Source organism: candidate division TA06 bacterium B3_TA06 (assembly GCA_005223075.1).
In the GTDB taxonomy this organism is placed as follows: domain Bacteria; phylum Hydrothermota; class Tepidihabitantia; order B3-TA06; family B3-TA06; genus B3-TA06.
In genome coordinates this window covers 87,804-105,916 of sequence record NJBO01000003.1, presented here as the reverse complement: position 1 = coordinate 105,916, position 18,113 = coordinate 87,804, and the positions used below count along the sequence as shown (strand labels likewise).

Genomic DNA, 18,113 nt, shown 5'->3' with positions numbered 1-18,113 from the left:
TTAACTCCGTAACTTGGGAGATTGCTCGACGGGTGCATCCTCGACTTGTGACCAATTTGTGACCATCCGGTTTACCGCCTTTCTGAGGTATCTCTTGGAAAGATGCGAATACCGCATGGTCATCTTGATGTCCTTGTGTCCCATCAGTACCTGAACCGTTCGGATGTCTACACCCGCCATAACGCGATAAGAGGCAAAGGTGTGTCTAAGGCTGTGACAATGGAAATCCTCGATACCAGTCCGCTTACACGCTTCAAGTAATTGCTCTCTTTCTTCAAAGGAGAGGTATCTTACCCGTCCTGAGGGTTCCTTGAACTGTTTCACCCTGCTTGCAGGATTTTCTTTCCGCAGGTAATCCCAATCTATTGCCTTACGGAGCATATGCCTTAGTAACGCCAACTCACGGTTAACGGAAGCAGACTTTACATTCTCTATCCAGACTTCTTTGTAGCGTTCAATCTCGCCAAGTTTTAAAAGAGCCTCCCGCTTAGTCCGACCCGCGGACCGGCGGTACCTTTTCGGGTTGTATGAGTCCTCGACATACCAACGCTTACCACATTGATAAACTCTCATACCTTACCTCCAATTGTAGTTGAGGCAAGTATCTTGTCAACATCACGTTCGAGATCGGCGCTGTTGGTTCGGATGAGTTGTGGTTGCACGCCCCGCGACTCAAGCCACTCCTCAACCCGCGCAAGATCGAAGCGAAAGACCTTACCAAGACGATACTGAAGGATTCACCGTCCCCCCCTGTAACTTTCAATAAAATAGACTTATAATTAACTTGACATCGTTCGGAATTTAATCTATAATTCGTCAATGATAAAAATAATAGGATGTCAACGACTTCAATGGCAGACTTTAAAGACATAAGTCTAAAGACCAAGGAGGCTAAGATGAATGAAATGAAAGGCAAGGTCTGCCTGGTGACAGGAGCTAACTCAGGTATAGGCAAGGAAACCGCTCTGGGATTGGCAAAGATGGGCGCGACCGTAGTTATGGCCTGCCGCAGCAAGGAACGAGGCGAGGCAGCCAGGCTCGAGATCAAGAGGGAGAGCGGAAACGATTTGGTTGATTTGATGCTTGCCGATCTCTCCTCGCAGGCTCAGATTCGCCGACTGGCCCAGGAGTTTAAGGATCGCTATCAACGCCTGGACGTGCTCATAAACAACGCTGGCATTGGTCTTGCCGAACGAGCCCAGAGCTCCGACGGTATCGAGATGTTCTTTGCCGTCAACCATATCGCTCCTTTTTTGTTGACCCACCTGTTACTTGATGTCCTCAAGACCAGTGCTCCGTCCCGCATAGTCAATGTTTCCTCCTTCATGCACGCATGGGTTAAGGGGTTAAATCTTAACGAACTACCAACCAGGGAAAAATTCTTCGGTATCCCAGCATATACCCACTCCAAGCTTGCCCTGCTCATGTTCAGCTACGAACTCGCGCGGCGGCTGGCGGGCACCGGGGTCACGGTAAATGCCCTCAATCCTGGCTTTGTGAAGACCAACGTGGCGCATCAGGTTAGGGGTGCTCTTAGGATAGTCAGGTGGGTGAGTTTTAACCTCTTATGGGCGATTCCCCCTGAGGAGGGTGCGCTGACCAGCATCTATCTGGCGTCCTCGCCGGAGGTGGAGGGCGTCACCGGAAAGTATTTCTCCAAGCGAAAACCCAAGCGTTCGTCCAAAGCCTCTTACAACCAAGAAGCTTGGCAGCGGCTGTGGAAAATCAGTGAGGAGTTAACAGGGCTGGCGTCATGAAGAAAACAACCAAGCTGTGAGCTAAACCCTAAAGGAGGTGAACCAGAAAACAAAGTCCCCACGGAGTTGTTTCCAACCCCGTGGGGACGTGTTTAGCCCCCCAGTTTTTTCTTGTTCTCAGCTTATGTTGAGCCTTGTTCTATATCAGTCCATCTGAGCAGATCGAGTATGTTGAAGCGTCCGTCGTGATGCCAGGTGAGGGAAGGAGCGGTCATCTTGCCCAGAGGGCAGATGCGATCTGCCCCTAGTTGGCCCATCTTATTCGCCAGGGATAAGAACCTTTCTTGTGGCAGAGCTGCGCCTACCGTCTGCAGGTAGCCCTTTATGGGTTCGATCAATCCAACCACTTCTGATACGTCTTTCACCGGCTTGATGCGGATGGTTCGATTCAGACACGACGGCACGAATGCCGGATCGCGTTCGTAGATAACCGTCCAGTCCGTACCCCGTGAGCTCGCATGCAGTGCTACACCTTGGTCTTCAAACTCCCGGAACTCGTATGAGCCACGTAGCTGGTTGATATGTGCCGATTCGTCAGGCGAGATCCTCCCGCGAGGGATCTTTTGGTTAAAGGCCTCCATCTCGCTAGCCAACAGCCTCGCAAACTCCTTGGGCGTGGTCTGGCCGCCTTCTTCTACGTAGAACACGTGAGGAGACAGGCACCCCTGCTGATCAAAGACTGATGCGTCTACGGCTGCCCAGGCCGCCGTCTGCCTGACGCGGTCCGCTGCTAGATGCTCGCGGCCTATGACCCCGAAGCTGAGTTTATGCCCGTAGGCGATGAAGCGGGTTCGGAAAGGAACCCGCTTCCGGACTTCGTTTACAGAATGCTCTCCGCCATAGACAACCACAGCATCCGAGGAGCCAAAAGCCAGGTGTTCGATCTCCACATCGCCGCCTTTCCAGCAAACCATGGCAACAGAGCGAGCCAGCTCAGGATCTATCTCAGCCAGAGTTTGTGCGAATAGAACGCCGAACAAAGGCTCCTCAGAGGATGACTTGCCTAAGATCGCCGATTTCATGAGCAGCGCATAGACGATGTTTGCCACAGGAAGTCCTGGAACGTTGCCTGCGAACACGGCGGTGGTGAGACGAGGCCCGTAGACCTTGCACATCCCGGTGCTTTTCGGCCGCGGCCTGAATTGATCCAGAAACAGAGGGTCGCCTAACTCCTCTTCAAGAAGGAGCTTCAGGTCTTCTCCCCGCAACATGAGTACGATCTCGTCCAGGGTCTGGGTAATCATCTCGCTGGAGTAGCCGGTGATGAGAGGAAGTAGCGCTTCGGCCTTGCGACGCAGTGGGTAGTCTGGATCGCGCCAAAGTGCCACGGCTTTATCTATGGTTTCGATGATCTCATAGACAGGGAGCTTGGCGAGGTATTCCTCCCGCGCTTCTTTAAGTTGCGCTATGATCTTGGAGAGCAAAGCAGGTGTAAGGAGGGGAGAATGCATCCTGACCGTGTTCTGGCCTTGCCCGAACTCAAGCGTAGTAAACTCCCCAAGGTCAGCCTCAGCAACTTCGGGCAGGAAGAACGCTGGGATTGATGTTTCTCTCATCTTGCCGGCTACTTCATTTTTTGGGCACTGATCAGCTCGTCCATGGCAATGGAGCAGCCGCGTGCTTCAGCACCTTTTGCTCTGCCTACGACCTCAAAGCCATCTTCGACCGCATAACCCACATCGTCGCTTTGCACGGCCATCACGTTCGAAAAGTTGGTTAGGCAGTGGTAGCGCAGCAAGCCGGTTTGGCCTTTGGGCAGGGGTTTGAGCGTATCCGGATCGACCACAACCGCTTTAACCCAGTGCGGGATCATCTTGTAACGTGGGCCATCTATGCCGTTAGTCTTGTTGTACAATCCGTTATCATTGAATCCCGTGGCCACCTCGCTCAAACCGTAGGCGTTCAGGATGCGCTCCGGTGGAATTCCGAGAACCTGACGGGCCAATTCGAAGTACTCTTCCCTGGGTATCTCTCGCGCCTGCCCTTTGAAGCCTCCGCCGTCGTTTATAACGCTTTTCTCGGGAAGCCGGAACGACATATTCTGGGATTTCGAGTACTCGAAGAAGTGAAGGAACGCGAACGTGGCTCCGGTCAGAATCAGGGGATCTTCGGCTTCTCTTAAGTTCGCTACCAATCCAGGGAAATCAAGTCCTTCCTTGCCGATAAGATACACCGGCTCACCAATCAGGCGGCCTTTAAGCGCGAGCAGCGGGTAGTTGGTCAACGCCAAATTGGGAGCCATAGTTGGTGGGGGAGCAGCGAGCAAAAGACGAGCCTTGTCGAAATCACGACACATGGTCTCAGTCACCACCGTCTGCTGAGACAGCTCAAGCAAGCGAAGCCCGGCTTCATCGAAATAAAGGGTTGAGCGCTTGGTCTGCTGGGTGGTCCCGCTGCTCGTGAAGACCTTCACAGCCTTTTCCGGTGGGAAGGTGCATAAGGGGATCTCCTTGAAAGCGGTTGTGGGCACCGCAGGGATCTGTGTCCAGGAGCGGATCTCGCCTGGGGCAACTCCTCTTTTCTGGCAGTACTTCTGATAGGGCGCATTCGCGTTATAATGGTACTCGAACAACAGAAGGGCCAGTTCATTGAAGCGCTCCTCGGTGCCGGCTTGATCACGTCCTGCCTTTATGAAGGCTGTGATGTCCTGTTCCAGATTGCGGACGAAGTCCGAATCGGCTGCATACCTCTTTGTTTTTTTTGTTGTTTTCGGCATTTGTTCCTCCTTCTTAATACTTGATACTTTAATGTATCAAGCGTTTTCGGCTAACGTTTTCAGGCTTTTAGAAGCGGCAACACCTGCGTTAGTCTTTGCTGAAACACCCGCTGTGGGCGAAGCAGTTCTTCATCTCTAAAGAACGACTCTTTTTATTCATTGATTGATTATAGTCAAAAAATTGCATATGTCAAGTGAACATTTAGGTCATTTTCCAAATAGAAATGGATAGCCAATAAGACTACAGATGGTTCCATTTAGTTGGTTCCTTTAGATAAATGTAATAAAATAATATTATTTAGGGATGTTCGGGCATTAATAGAGTGAGCTAATCAAATGGACTTGACAAAGGAAAGAAAAACAGTAATATGTCCAAAGATTCCCCGCTTACAAGTATGGGTAGTGTGGGCATAGAGAAGTGTAATGCTTGCTGTGACTGAATCAGGCTTAAAACCAGATTCGATGCAAGCAAGAGACTCGCTTTTATTGCGCGAGGAAACCCTTAAATCGCCAAAAGGAGGAGAAAAATGAAAGAGAAAGACAAATCCAAACTCTGGTACGACGAGGAGAACGGGGTACTGTGGCTGGAGATCTTTGATAAGTTCGAGACGGAAGACGTAGGAAGTTTCATTAACTCTGCAAAGGGATTCACCCCGGAGCAACGGCGTTATCTATCAGTCAAGATCTCTTCCGAACGTGGCCAGATTATACCCGAGAAGGAAGGCCGTAAATTACTAAAGGATGGGGCTGCGAGTCTTGATTTCTACAAGATAGCGATCTGCGGCGCGAAACCAGCCGTGCGGATGTTTGGCAGAATCGCAGCGACGGCACTTGGAAGGGCGAAGGATACCAAGTTCTTCGCAACCGAAGAAGAGGCCCTTGCTTGGCTGAAGGCTGAAAAAGAGAAGGAATCAGAGTAATTAGCCCGCTCTGAAGGAGTAAGACATGAACAGGAGCAAAGGGAAAGCGGGGATCACGCCAGAAGGCTACGGTTTTGTCTATCCTCTCCACAAACTCATAAATCGCAAGATGGGATAGGTAGTTTTCCCTTGCTGGTTTTGGTTCTGCGATGATTGGAGAACTAGGGAGGATGTGGGTGCCAGCGAATCTCTCCTGACGCGATCCCCGCGGGTTTGGACCTCAAGGGCAAAAGGGTTCTAAACGTGGGTCTCATCCAGGGCACACAGGAAGAACACCGGGGTAGATGTTTCTGCCCCTGACATCCTGTCCTCCATTATTTTTTTTGTGCGCTGAGGAGTTCGTCAATGGCAATGGAACAGCCGCGCGCCTCGGAGCCTTTTGCACGGCCCAAGATTTCGAAGCCGGAACCGATTGCGACACCTACATCATCCGTTTGAATAGCCTGCGCGGTCACAAGATTAGCCAAACAGTAATGACGAAGCAATCCTCGTTCGCCCTTGGGCAAAGGCTTCAGGGTGTCGGGATCAACAACCAGGGTTTTCCCCCAGTGAGGAATCATCTTGTAGCGTGGTTCCTTTATGCCTTTTCTGTGGTTGTAGAATACGTTTTCCATGAAAGGCAAGGGTACCTCGACCATGCCGTAGCAATTTACAAGAAGATGTGACGGTACGTCAAGTACCTTTTTAGCCAGTTGACAGTACTCTTCTCTGGTGATCTGTCTTGCTTTGCCTTTGTAGCCTCCACCGTCAAAGCAGCGGCTGCCTTCGGGCAGCTTGAAGGAGATGCCCTGGGATTGGCAATAGTCAAAGAAGTGGATATGTCCGAACGTGGCTCCAGCGATCACCACCGGTTCACCGGTCTCTTCGGCCTGCCTGAGTCTTTCGGCAAGGCCTGCGAAATCGAACCCATCAGGCTTTATGAAGAATTCCGGCTTCCCGATATAATGCCCTTCAACCACTTGTATTAGTCCGCGTACCACTATAGATGCCTCGGGCGTTAATTCGGGATCGGGACCGAGCAACAATGCGTGAAACTTCTCATCCGGGGAACCATACAATCCAAGTTCTATTGCGGTTTGGGTGGACAAGTCGAATAACTCGAGACCCATCTTATTAAGATAGACCTTTGAGCGCTTTTCAGGATCGTCTGTTCCGCTACTGGTCATGAGCATTACAGTTTCTTCCTCCGGAAAGGTCCTGAATGTCACTTCCTTGAATGCGGAAGTGGTAACCACGGGAATCTCTTCCCAGGAATCTATGGTGCCTGGTTTTTTGCCGTATTTGTCACAGTACTTCTGGTAAGGTATGTTCATGTTGTATTGGTACTCAAACAACCGAAGGGCGAGTTCGTTGTACTTTTCGTCGACATCGGATTGTTCAGCGCCGGCCTTTATGAAGGCAGTGATGTCATGCTCCAGATCGCGGACGAACTCCGAATCTGTTGCATACTTGTTTGTTTTTTTTGTGGTTTTCGGCATTTAGCTCTCCTTTTTAATACTTGATACTTAAATGTATCAAGCAGTTTTGGCTAAGGTTTTCAGGCTTTTCGAAGCGGTAAAGCCTGCGTTAGTCTTTGCTGAAACACCCGCTGTGTGCGAAGCAGTTTTTTATTTCCAAAGAACGACTCCTTTTGTTCGTTGATTGATTATAATCAAAAAACTGCATATGTCAAGTGAACATTTAGGTCATTTTTCAGATAGGAAGAAGTAGCCAATAAAATTAGAAATGACTCCATCTAGCTGGTTCCTTTAGATAAATGTAATAAAATAATATTATTTAAGGATGTTCGGGCATTAATAGGATGAGCTGATCAAATGGGGTTGACAAGGGAAGGAAAAACAGTAATATGTTCAAAGATTTCCCCCTTACAAGTATGGGTAGTGTGGGCATAGATGAAGACAGAATAATGTTAGCCGTAGCTGAATCGGGACTAAACCTGATTCGGTGCAAGCAAGATACTCGCTTTTCTTGCGCAAGAAAACCTTTAAATCGCTGAAAGGAGAATAAAAATGGAGGAGAAAGAGAAGTACAAGATCTGGTTCGACGAGGAAAACGAGGTGATGCGCGCGGTTCTCTATCAGGCATTAGACTCGGAGGGTACCTCCGGCTTCTTCCATTTTGTCAAAGACAATTTTGAACCCGAGCTACACCGCTACTTCTTCATCGAGCTGGCCGAGGAGTCTCAGACTCTCCACGATAAACAGACCCGCAAGACAATCCGCGAAACTATCAACCTGGTCAACTGGGGTAAGATAGCGATCCATGGAGCGAACCCGACACTCCGGATGCTTGGCAAAATCGTATTCACAGCGATAGGAAGAGGGAGAGATCTCAAGTTCTTCGACACGGAAGAAGAAGCCCTTGCCTGGCTGAAAGACGAAAAGGGAAAAGAGAAGGAATCAAAGTAATTAGCCTCATTGTGAAGGAGTGAAGTATGGCTAAAACGAAAGGGATAGCCGATCTGGAAAGCCGAATCGAAAGGATGGAAGAGATTCTTTCTCAGGCCGCGTGCGGCGATTTCGGGGTCCAGATTGAGACCGACACCGATATAGAGAAGGCCGATGCCCTTAGCGCAGTAGAGACCGGGATAAATCTCGTGATCTCCGACATGGGCGAGGAGGTTCGCGAGAGCACGAAGAAGGCCGAAGAGCTTGAGGAAAAACTCGCCCTTATCGAGCAACAGCGCAAGGCAATTGAGGAGCTTTCAACACCCATCATCAAGATATGGGAGCGTGTGCTGGTTCTGCCCCTTATCGGAACGCTCGATACCCGGCGCTCGCAGAGGCTCACCGAGTCCCTCTTGACAGATATCGCGGCCACCCAAACCAAGGTGACCATACTGGACATCACCGGCGTTCCCACGGTTGACTCGGCTGTAGCCAATCACATGTTAAAAACGATTGCCGCGGTGCAGCTTCTGGGTGCTGACTGCGTTATCACCGGCATACGACCGGAGGTCGCCCAGACCATGGTGCATCTGGGGGTGGATCTCTCAGGGGTAGAGACACTCTCTACCCTGGCTGAAGGTTTGAAGTGGGCCTTTGGGCGTCTGAACATAAGGATGGTAGAAGAGCGGAAAGCCTAGCCATGCTAGAGAACACCTCTATTCCTATCCTTAAGCTGAAGGATTTCCTGCTCGTCTCCATCCAGATTGACCTGCACGACCGGATAGCCCAGCAGCTTCAGCAAGATATCCTCGAGCGCATCTCCCAGACTCAGGCCAAGGGCGTACTCATCGATATCTCAGCCTTGGAGATGGTTGATTCCTTCATGGGGCGCACCCTTGCGGACACAGCCAGGATGGCCTCTACACTTGATGCGGAGATCGTGATCGTGGGCATGCAGCCAGCGGTTGCCATCACATTGGTGGAGTTGGGGCTTTCCTTAGGTGGGGTAAGGACAGCAATAAACCTTGACGAAGGCTACGAACTCCTGCAGGAGAGCCTGAAGGAGAAGGCCTCAGAGAAGCAAGGTCTCGAGGAGGAAAGCGAAGAAGAGGAAGCGGATGATAGTGGTTCCGATTAAAGAGGAATCTGACATCGTCCACGCACGTGCCGCAGCAAAAGAGGTGGCTCGAAAGTTAGGTTTCGGGCTTGTTGATCAGACCCGGATCAGCACCGCGGTATCTGAGCTGGCCCGAAACATCTACCTCTACGCAGGCGAAGGAGAAGTTCACATAGAAGAACACTCCGATTCTCACAGCGGGATTCGCATAAGCTTCATCGATAATGGTCCGGGAATAGATGATGTGGAACTGGCTCTAAAGGACGGCTGGTCCTCAATGAAGGCCATGGGGAAAGGACTACCCGGTGCGAAAAGGCTTACTGACCATATGGAGATCAATACCCAACCAGGTCATGGAACCACCGTCACAATAGAGAAATGGCTGGCGCAATGAACGATACAGCTAAACTAAGGATAGAAAAACTTAAGGGAATTGACCATGAGAGCGGACTAATTGGGGGGTCTGGAGAAGAGGGTAGAGGGAGATTCGAGAATATTAGTTAGATGCCTTTAAGGGAAGTTAATCTGGGTCGGTTGGCAAGATGCATAGGGAGGTAGGGGGGGTGCATGAGGGTTTAGAGTTTGGATACAGGTGTAACTGTTTACATGACTGGTTCTTATAGAGGAGGCAGATTACTCTCCTCCCTTAATGGGACAGCGTGCTCCCGTCAGGTATAGCATATCCCTTGAGCACTGTATGCGTTCATAGGGTATCAGCCTCGCTAGCGAACTAATATCCCACGGATGCTTTAAGGTACACCCTATACACGTTTGCTGTCAGCCGTGGGCGGTCGGCGGTGAGCTGTTAGCCGTTAGCGCACCTTCAATTTGCATTTTGCACTTTGAAATTTGAAATGAGCGGCGCAGCCGCGTCCATGCCGTTAGCTCCCTCTGCGATCCTTACCTATAATGACGGTAAATCCCACACTCCGGCAGCGCCTTTTTTAACTCTTTTTCCCCGGCGTCCGTGATCTTGGTTCTCCACAGATCCAACATCCTCAGATTCTTGAGGCCCTCAAGGTGGCGAAGCCCGGCGTCCGTGATGTCGGTATTCCGCAGATTCAACTCCCTCAGGTTGGTGAGACCTTTAAGGTGTTTAAGTCCCGCGTCGGTGATAGCGGTATACCACAGATTCAACTCCCTCAGGTTGGTGAGTCCTTTAAGGTGCGTAAGCCCAGCGTCCGTGATGTCGGTGGCCCCCAGATCCAACACCCTCAGGTTGGTGAGGCCTGAAAGGTGGCGAAGCCCGGCGTCCGTGACATCGGTGCCGTTCAGATACAACCCCTTCAGGTTAGTGAGACCTTTAAGGTGGGCAAGCCCGGCGTCCGTGATATCGGTACCGAGCAGACCCAACACCCTCAGGTTCTTGAGTCCCTCAAGGTGGCGAAGCCCGGCGTCGGTGATATCCGTCTCGAACAAACTCAACACCCTCAGGTTGGTGAGACCCTTGAGATGCACAAACCCTGCGTCCGTGATGTCGGTCTCCCACAGATACAACTCCCTCAGGTTGGTGAGGCCTGAAAGGTGGCGAAGCCCGGCGTCCGTGATCAGGGGCCCGAGCAGATACAACGCCCTAAGGTTGGTGAAACCCTTAAGGTGTGCCAAGTCATCATCTTTTATGACAAAAGGAAATACTACAGTAAGATTGGGGAATCGCTTCAGCTCCAACATATGCTCTGCATCCGTGCGAACGCTAACTATCTCCTCAGGATTGGACAGATCGGCGAACGCGACCTCTTCAAGGTCCGCACCGACCAGCTTGCCGTTCACCCATAGAAGACCATCCTCGATACGGTAGTCAAGGCTGTCTTCACCTTGCCAGGGGTAGCCGAATCCACTCAACCAGACGAACTCTTCGCCAGGCTCCCAGCCGGTGACATCTATCTCTTTCTCGTCCCCGCCTTCTTCAGTGATGATGAGATACCGTTCCTCGACTTGGTTGTTATTCCCGGCTTGTTTCTTGCAGGTAACAGTTACGGGCATCAGCAGCGCAAGGATAACGAGCGCTGCTCGTTTTATGAACGCAAGGTTATTCATCTTTTCCTCCTTGTTGGATTAGGAATATCCTACACGGCTCAGCCGAAGATGTCAAGATAGGAAGCATTCGTTACCTCTCCTTCCCATCAAGGGAGAAGATAGTGTGCTGAAGACAGAAGGCCTTTGCTTGAGGAGGTATTCTTATCCGCATGGTCTGAATGCGGTTGCCGCCAAAGGTAACTTGCCGATTATTTGAACTTATCGGCCTGCAACTCGCTAAATTGGTCCACTGTGATGGCCAATTCCCAAACTTAAAGGATAACCCCAAGATTGACGGCGACGGTTTTTATAAACTGTTGGACTTAGTAATTAGCTATACTCCACAACCAGGCTTATCTATCCCTCTGGACCAACACTCATTAGAATCTCAAACATATACCCTTCATCTCTCCATAATCGAAGCCCACAGTTCTATCGCTTGTATCCAGACAAATTTGCAATTTAGAATTTGCAGTTTGCAATTTGAATTGAGCGACACCCTCGTGCACAGAGGCAGGTAAGGCTGTTCCACATCTTTCCCTCACCCTATCACGCTACCCTGGTAACAATCTCTTGGCGCACAGACATTTGTCCACTTGACTTCCTCTGCCAAAGCAGATAGTATGCATCCAAGGAGGGATAACGTGAAACCAGGATTTGGGTAAACGATGAGGTGGTTGGTGTTGATCTAGGGGAAGAGACCTTTTCCGAGCTCCCCCGATCCTTCCAGGATCATAACCGTTAAGATTAACTCTCAGCATACGGATGAGTTAAAGCGGTTCCCGAACCTGCCGGCGGTATCTGCCTGCGATGGCATGTCGCCGGGGGGTCCGGTATTGCCTCTTGACATACAGGAATAGACGGATAGAGTTCGGTATGCGCAAGGGAATAATATGGGCAGTGCTTTTTCTCACGGAGTTCCTTTTTGCCGCCGAGACCGGAATGGTTGCAGGGTTCGTGCGCGAAGCGGAGTCAGGCGAGTTCCTGAGCTACGTCAGCGTTTATCTTGCCGATAAAAGCATGGGCACCGCCACCAACAAGCAGGGCTACTACGTGCTTTCACGTGTACCCGAGGGCAAGCACACCTTGATCGTTTCGATGATAGGTTATCGGGAGGAACGCTTAGAGATAGACGTCAGAGCCGATAAGAGGCTGCGCCGCGACTTCTACCTTAAGCCCCAGCCCCTGGGTATGGAACCGGTCGAGGTAACAGCGGAGCGTGCGCGGTTCGAGCACGAGGTCGACGTTGGGGTAAGGCACGTTGAACTCAGCGAGCTGAAGCAGATACCGGGATTTGTTGAGCAGGATCTGTTTCGTTCTTTACATATGCTGCCCGGAGTGGTGTCGGTCTCCGATTTTACCTCTGCCCTTTACATTCGTGGGGGAACCATGGATCAGAACCTTGTGCTGCTCGACGGCGTTACCGTCTACAACCCATACCATCTGCTGGGCTTCTTTTCCACCTTCATTCTCGAATCCCTCAAAGGGGCGGAGCTATATACCGGCGGTTACCCGGCCCGTTACGGCGGAGCGATATCCTCGGTGCTTGACGTGGAGATGAAGGCGGGCAACAGCGAACGGATAGCCGGTTATGGAGAGATCGGGCTTTTGACCTCCAAGCTTGTCGTGGAAGGGCCGCTTCCCTGGGGTGCCAAAGGTTCCTGGCTTGTTGCCGGACGAAGGACTTACATTGATGCCATCACCTGGACGCTGGATAAGATATTCAATCCCGATTTCTCCATCTATCTCCCCTATCACTTCTACGATCTTCAGGCCAAGGTGAACTGGGACGCCAGCGAACGATCCCGGTTCACCGTCTCCGGCTTCTTCGGCGACGACGTGCTGTCATTGAAAGGGGCTGAAGAGGAAGGGTATGAGGAGGAGGAAGGGGTAACGGATTTAGATTTCCGTTGGGGGAATGGAACTTTGGGGCTGCGCTGGCGTTACCTTTTCACGCCTCAGCTTTTTTCCGTTCTCGGATTCAATGCCACTCGTTACCGGGTTGACAGCAAGGTAGTTGAGAGAAACGGTGAGGAGTATTATTATAGGCTTCGCAGCGGAATCGGTGAGCTGGGGCTGCAGTGGGGACTCAGTTGGTTCACCGCACCAGAACATGTTTTAGAGTTCGGGTTGGAGGGCAAGGTTATTGAGACCTCTAGCATTCAAGAGGAGACGGATACCGTGTTCTATGATCTGCGGGACACCTTCTGGCTTGCCGCTGCGTACGTGCAGGATAAGTGGGAACCTACCCCTTTCTGGGTCATAGAAACCGGCATGAGAGGTGAGTACTTCTCTAAAGGAGATTACTGGAGGGTTTCTCCCCGGTTAGGCATAAAGCGCCGGATCACTGCCGCCTGGGCGATAAAGGCCGGAGCAGGGCTTTACTATCAATACCTTTGCGTTCCCCTACCCCGCGATGAGATGATGCTTAAGATGCCTGTCCAGTTCGTCCAGCAGTGGATGCCGGCCGACGAGCGCTATCCCCCGCTTCACTCTACACTCGCTACCTTGGGCACAGAGCACCTCTTTGGTAAGGATATGAGTCTTTCGGTGGAGGCCTACTTTAAGGATATACGAAATATACGCGAGGCCACCTGGTTTGGAGGAGAAGGGATCACTACAGATACCGGTGACATCTCCATGGGGCAAGGCTACTCATACGGTGCGGAGGTTTTCCTCAAGCGCGGCTCGGCCTGGCTGGGTTACTCTTATTCGGTTACCAAGTATCGTTTTGAGGATAGCGACTGGTTCTATCCGGTGCACGACTCGCGGCACAATGTGAATTTCTCGTTCGCGCTGCCTCTGGGCAAGGGCTGGAACTTTACCACAGCGTGGGTGTTCGGTTCGGGTTTTCCCTTCACAGCACAGATAGGCTGGTATCAGCATGTTAATGAAGAGGGAGAGATTGACTGGATGCCTATCTCGGGCAGACGGGGCGAGGTTCGTTATCCGCCCTATCACCGCCTCGACGCAGGCTTCACCAAGCACTTCAAGCTGTTCAAGCGCTACGACGCCGAGTTCTACATCCAGGTGCTCAACGTTTACGCCAGGCGCAACGTACTCTTCTACGACTACGAGATTGACGAAAACGGAGTCACCCAAAGGGAAGCAGTACCGATGCTGCCCGTCCCCATACCCAGCTTTGGAATAAGGGCCAGGTTGTGATGAGATTCAGGATAATACCCGCCATCATCCTTCTTTTATCCGTAATCGCCTGCGACACCACTCCGGAAACCTACGAAGGTGAACCTAATATCTATGCTGTACTCACTACCGACTCCTCGTTTGCGTGCATCATGGTTGGAAAAACCACTTCAGTAGGCGATACCCTGGCGCTGGTGCCGGATACCATCATGGATACCTTCTGGTATGACGATACGTTTGAAGTCTGGCTGGAGATAGTTTTCCCCTGGAGCGGGGTCAGCGGGGCAGAGGTCAGCCTCAAACAGGGCGAGCAGAGTTTTGCTCTTGCCGAAAACGAAGACTCTGTGGGATACTACTATTCAGATTCCATCCAGCTTTTGGCCGGCCAAACCTGGGAGCTTGAGGTTACCTATCCTTCGGGGGAGGAGATCGAGGCTCAGACCACTATTCCTGGAAGCTTCGAGATAACGGGATTTCAGACCGACACCATATCCACTACCGATACCCTGGCGTGGAGCAAGTCCAGCGATGCCGCAGGTTATCTGGTGAAGGCATTTGTCTGGGCCTCGTGGGAGGATGAGGACGCAGATACAGTCTACATAGATTCCGCTTTCACCTATCCGGAGTTGTTGCCCGGTGATAGTTACTCGATACCTCTGGAGGAACTTGATTTGTGGGGCGACTCCCTTTGGTTCTGGGTATCGGCTCTGGACACCAACGCTTATGACTACCGGTATTATGGAGAAGATCGCGGGGACCCTGGCATCCGCGTGGAAGACTACATGCACATCGAAGGTGCTTGGGGCGTGTTCGGTTCCCAGGCGGTTGTTTGTTCTCAGCGCTACGTCCTCCGGTGATATAAATCCCGGTCTGAGGGCAGACACCCGACCCTCTGAGGCTCATCCGCTCGGTATTATTCACAAAGACCTACGTGTAGAGAAAGGCCGGGGCTCAGGCCCCGACCTGGTTTGAGCTGAACCCCTTCTAGGGGAAATTTATGCCCGTGTTACGGGTTACGGTGTTACGGGTTACGGGAAGATACCTCGTCTCTTGTAGATTCTCTCCAGTCTGGTAAGTGCCTCGATGCGTGCGGCGGTGCACCAGTCGGTATTGAACTCCGCTGCTCGGTCGCGCACCCGGTGGTAAGCGTCCTTCATCTTGTTCTGCAGTTTGCGGTCTACCTCTTCAAGTTCCCACAGCTCGCTTCGTTTGTTCTGCAGCCACTCGAAGTAGCTCACGATCACGCCGCCGGAGTTGCACAGGATGTCTGGGAGCACCTCAATTCCCCTCTCCTTCAAGATCTTTGAGCCATCTCGATCGCAGGGGCAGTCGGCTCCCTCGACCACCAACTTGACGTTGAGCTTGGGTGCGGTCTGGGCGGTGATCTGATACTCCAACGCGGCTGGGATGAATATATCGGCTTTTGTAGCAAGGAAGGCCTCGTGATCTATCGGTTTTGCATTGGGGTAGCCTGCTATGCGTCCGTTCTCCTTGTCGTAGGCGAAAAGGTCTTCAGGATCAATTCCATCCGGGTTAAGGATGGGCCCAGAGGTATCCTCAACGGCAACGAGTTTTGCTCCTTTTTGATTGAGCAAGATGGAGGTCCAAACACCTACACTTCCGAATCCTTGAACCGTGTAGGCAGCACCCTCAAGATCGAAACGGTGACCAGCTGCCCATTCCTCGATGGCAAAGACAAGCCCCTGGCCCGCTGCTTTGTCGTGTCCGACGCTGCCGCCCAGGTGGATGGGTTTGCCGGTGACCACGTGTGTTTTGGCCTGCCTTTTTTCCGGAGGCATGGTAGAGAGGTAGGTATCCAGTATCCAGGCCATAGTTTGGGGGTTTGTGTTCACGTCCGAGGTGAGTATGTCGTACTCCGCTCCGATGTTCGAGCCAAGTGAGTAGGTAAAGCGGCGGGTGATTCGTTCCACATCAGAGGAGTTGTAGTCAGAGGGGTTGAACTGGATCCCGCCTGCAGCCCCGCCGAATGGGATACCGGCGATAGCCGCCTTACACGTCATCACAGTAGCAAGCGCGCGCATCTCTCCCAGATCAACCCAGGGATGAAAGCGAAGTCCGCCCGAGTAGGGACCCATCACGTTGTTGTGCTGCACACGATAGCCAGTGAACATCTCCACCAGACCGTTTGACATCTTTACCGGGAAGTTGACGGTAATCTCGTTGGTAGTCTTGGTAAGGATTTTGAGAACCTCACAGTCTAGCTTCATCAAATCCGCGGCATTATGGAGCCCCTCAAGAACGTCGCCGTAGAAACCGGTTTCCTTCTTCATCATCACTCCTTACGGTTTGCTGTTACCGTGTGTTACGTGTATTACGGGTGTTACGGGTGTTACGGGTGTTACGGGGCTGCTCATGGGAAGATTCCACGTTCCTTGTATACCGTTTCAAGACGTGAGAGAGCGACGATGTAGGCCGCGGTTCGCCAGTCTATGTTGTGCTCTCGAGCCGTATCGCGAACGCGTTCGTAGCCTGCAACGATCTTGCGGTGCAGTTTTCCATCCACCTCTTCAAGATCCCAGAACTCGCTGCGTTTGTTCTGCAGCCACTCGAAGTAGCTTACGATCACGCCGCCCGCGTTGCAAAGGACGTCTGGAAGAAGATCGGTTCCCTTTTCATTAAGAATCTTATCACCGTCCGGATTGGTGGGACCGTTTGCGCCTTCGGCAACCAGCTTCACGTTAAGCATTGGAGCGGTCTTTAGTGTGATCTGGTTCTCAAGAGCCGCCGGGATGAAGATGTCGGCCTTGGTCGCAAGGAAGGTTTCGTGATCAATAGGTTTGGCCTTTGCGTAGCCGCCAATCAATCCCTTATTCTTCTGCGTATACTCATAAAGGTCGTCGGGATCGATCCCCTTTGGATTGGCAATAGCCCCGCTTACATCCTCGACAGCAACGAGCTTTGAACCGTGGGGTTTGAGGAGACGGGACGCCCAGGAACCCACGTTCCCGAATCCCTGAACGAAGTATGCCGCACCCTCAAGATCAAAGTTGGTATCTTTGGCCCACTGCTCGATGGTAAAGACCACACCCTGGCCAGTAGCCTTGTTGCGGCCTATGCTCCCACCCGACTCGACAGGCTTGCCGGTAACTACATGGACTGCCGCCTGACGCTCGTGGGCAGGTATGGTGGAGAGGTAGGTATCCAGGATCCAGGCCATTATCTGAGGGTTGGTGTTTACGTCCGGTGCCGGGATGTCGAACTCAGGCCCTATGTTCGAGCCCAGGGCAAAGGTGAATCGGCGGGTGATGTGCTCAAGCTCGCTTGCCGAGTACTTGAATGGATCGATCTGGATGCCGCCTTTTGCTCCACCGAACGGGAGGTTCACTATGGCCGACTTCCATGTCATCCAGGTGGCAAGGGCGCGAACCTCGTCGATGTCTACCGCCGGGTGAAAACGCAGCCCCCCTTTGTAAGGGCCAAGCACGTTGTTGTGCTGCACCCGGTAACCGGTGAACATCTCGATGTGGCCGTCGTCCATCTTAACCGGAAAGTTGACGATTACCTCATTGTTGGTTCTAGCAAGTACCTTGCGGATCTCAGGATCCAGATGCATCAAATCAGCAGCCTTGTTAAACTGCTTGGTTACGTTATCGTAAACGCTCGCCTTTTTCATATCTCTAATCTTGGGTTTTAGGTTGTCATCTCTTTAGCCTGCTAACAATACTCGTCGCACTGCCAAACACCGCCTGCAGGCTTGGGAAAGACGCAGTGATGACGGTTCTCGCAGTTGCGGCACAGTCCTTTGAACTCCACCTCGTCGGCGGCCTCTGGCTTGGCAACCCTTGGGACTACCCTAGTCTTTGGACCCTCGTAGCCGTCGAACTCGTCGCAGTGCATTATTGGACGAGCGGGGTCACGAGGAAAGGTGCAGGTTGCAGCGTTCTTGCAGGTAGAGCAAAGCCCCCGATACTTCGGCTTAACAGCCTTTTTGGTCTCTTGAACTGTTGATGTCTGCATGAAATCCTCCTTTGCGTGTGATTTCTTTTCACGAGCTTTTCCAGGAGCCGTCCTTGTGAGCGACTCACCCCCTAGCTT

At 51.9% G+C, this 18,113-nt stretch carries 17 protein-coding genes; 9 read left to right on the top strand and 8 right to left on the bottom strand.

Annotation, left to right across the window (positions count from 1 at the left end):
- A complete protein-coding gene (locus CEE36_03235) occupies positions 1-573 on the bottom strand; it encodes a hypothetical protein (GenBank protein ID TKJ43714.1) in 573 nt (190 codons plus the stop codon).
- 323 nt (positions 574-896) lie between these two features.
- On the opposite strand from CEE36_03235, the gene CEE36_03230 reads away from it, so the two are divergent.
- Positions 897-1,757, top strand: a complete 861-nt coding sequence (locus CEE36_03230) for a short-chain dehydrogenase (GenBank protein ID TKJ43713.1) — start codon at positions 897-899, stop codon at positions 1,755-1,757.
- Positions 1,758-1,879: 122 nt separating this feature from the next.
- On the opposite strand, the gene CEE36_03225 is transcribed toward CEE36_03230, so the two are convergent.
- Positions 1,880-3,313 carry an acyl-CoA reductase gene (locus CEE36_03225; protein TKJ43712.1) on the bottom strand — a complete coding sequence of 478 codons (1,434 nt, stop codon included), beginning with the start codon at positions 3,311-3,313 and terminating at the stop codon, positions 1,880-1,882.
- Positions 3,314-3,321: 8 nt separating this feature from the next.
- On the bottom strand, positions 3,322-4,473 hold the full coding sequence (locus CEE36_03220; GenBank protein ID TKJ43711.1) for a hypothetical protein: 1,152 nt from the start codon (positions 4,471-4,473) through the stop codon (positions 3,322-3,324).
- Between the two features lie 527 nt (positions 4,474-5,000).
- Here CEE36_03220 and CEE36_03215 point away from each other — a divergent pair.
- Complete coding sequence (locus tag CEE36_03215) at positions 5,001-5,393, top strand: hypothetical protein (protein ID TKJ43710.1); 393 nt, start codon at positions 5,001-5,003, stop codon at positions 5,391-5,393.
- 314 nt (positions 5,394-5,707) lie between these two features.
- On the opposite strand, the gene CEE36_03210 is transcribed toward CEE36_03215, so the two are convergent.
- Positions 5,708-6,871 carry a hypothetical protein gene (locus CEE36_03210; GenBank protein ID TKJ43709.1) on the bottom strand — a complete coding sequence of 388 codons (1,164 nt, stop codon included), beginning with the start codon at positions 6,869-6,871 and terminating at the stop codon, positions 5,708-5,710.
- 531 nt (positions 6,872-7,402) lie between these two features.
- Between CEE36_03210 and CEE36_03205 the strand changes: the two genes are divergently transcribed.
- The 4 genes from CEE36_03205 to CEE36_03190 are packed head-to-tail and all read left to right on the top strand — an operon-like array spanning position 7,403 to position 9,291.
- On the top strand, positions 7,403-7,801 hold the full coding sequence (locus CEE36_03205) for a hypothetical protein (GenBank protein ID TKJ43708.1): 399 nt from the start codon (positions 7,403-7,405) through the stop codon (positions 7,799-7,801).
- A 26-nt stretch (positions 7,802-7,827) separates the two neighbouring features.
- On the top strand, positions 7,828-8,478 hold the full coding sequence (locus tag CEE36_03200; protein TKJ43707.1) for a sigma-b regulator rsbr: 651 nt from the start codon (positions 7,828-7,830) through the stop codon (positions 8,476-8,478).
- 2 nt (positions 8,479-8,480) lie between these two features.
- Positions 8,481-8,918, top strand: coding sequence for an anti-anti-sigma factor (locus CEE36_03195; protein ID TKJ43706.1), 438 nt, complete (start codon positions 8,481-8,483; stop codon positions 8,916-8,918).
- Complete coding sequence (locus CEE36_03190) at positions 8,899-9,291, top strand: hypothetical protein (protein TKJ43705.1); 393 nt, start codon at positions 8,899-8,901, stop codon at positions 9,289-9,291. The genes CEE36_03195 and CEE36_03190 overlap by 20 nt, the downstream gene beginning before the upstream one ends.
- A gap of 506 nt (positions 9,292-9,797) precedes the next feature.
- Here the strand turns inward: CEE36_03190 and CEE36_03185 are convergent.
- The gene (locus tag CEE36_03185; protein TKJ43704.1) at positions 9,798-10,934 is read right to left on the bottom strand and encodes a hypothetical protein; all 1,137 of its coding nucleotides are present in this window, start codon (positions 10,932-10,934) and stop codon (positions 9,798-9,800) included.
- Positions 10,935-11,092: 158 nt separating this feature from the next.
- Here CEE36_03185 and CEE36_03180 point away from each other — a divergent pair, with 158 nt between their 5' ends.
- The 3 genes from CEE36_03180 to CEE36_03170 all read left to right on the top strand — a co-directional run bounded on the left by CEE36_03180 (position 11,093) and on the right by CEE36_03170 (position 14,914).
- Positions 11,093-11,434, top strand: coding sequence for a hypothetical protein (locus CEE36_03180; GenBank protein TKJ43703.1), 342 nt, complete (start codon positions 11,093-11,095; stop codon positions 11,432-11,434).
- Positions 11,435-11,723: 289 nt separating this feature from the next.
- On the top strand, positions 11,724-14,078 hold the full coding sequence (locus CEE36_03175; GenBank protein ID TKJ43702.1) for a hypothetical protein: 2,355 nt from the start codon (positions 11,724-11,726) through the stop codon (positions 14,076-14,078).
- Entirely contained in the window at positions 14,078-14,914 is an 837-nt protein-coding gene (locus CEE36_03170; protein TKJ43701.1) for a hypothetical protein, read from the top strand. The genes CEE36_03175 and CEE36_03170 overlap by 1 nt, the downstream gene beginning before the upstream one ends.
- A gap of 171 nt (positions 14,915-15,085) precedes the next feature.
- On the opposite strand, the gene CEE36_03165 is transcribed toward CEE36_03170, so the two are convergent.
- The 3 genes from CEE36_03165 to CEE36_03155 all read right to left on the bottom strand — a co-directional run bounded on the left by CEE36_03165 (position 15,086) and on the right by CEE36_03155 (position 18,035).
- Positions 15,086-16,351, bottom strand: coding sequence for a glutamate dehydrogenase (locus CEE36_03165; GenBank protein ID TKJ43700.1), 1,266 nt, complete (start codon positions 16,349-16,351; stop codon positions 15,086-15,088).
- Positions 16,352-16,428: 77 nt separating this feature from the next.
- Positions 16,429-17,691 (bottom strand): glutamate dehydrogenase, encoded by a 1,263-nt coding sequence (locus CEE36_03160; protein ID TKJ43699.1) that lies wholly within the window; start codon positions 17,689-17,691, stop codon positions 16,429-16,431.
- Between the two features lie 41 nt (positions 17,692-17,732).
- Positions 17,733-18,035, bottom strand: coding sequence for a hypothetical protein (locus tag CEE36_03155; GenBank protein ID TKJ43698.1), 303 nt, complete (start codon positions 18,033-18,035; stop codon positions 17,733-17,735).
- Positions 18,036-18,113 lie beyond the last annotated feature (78 nt).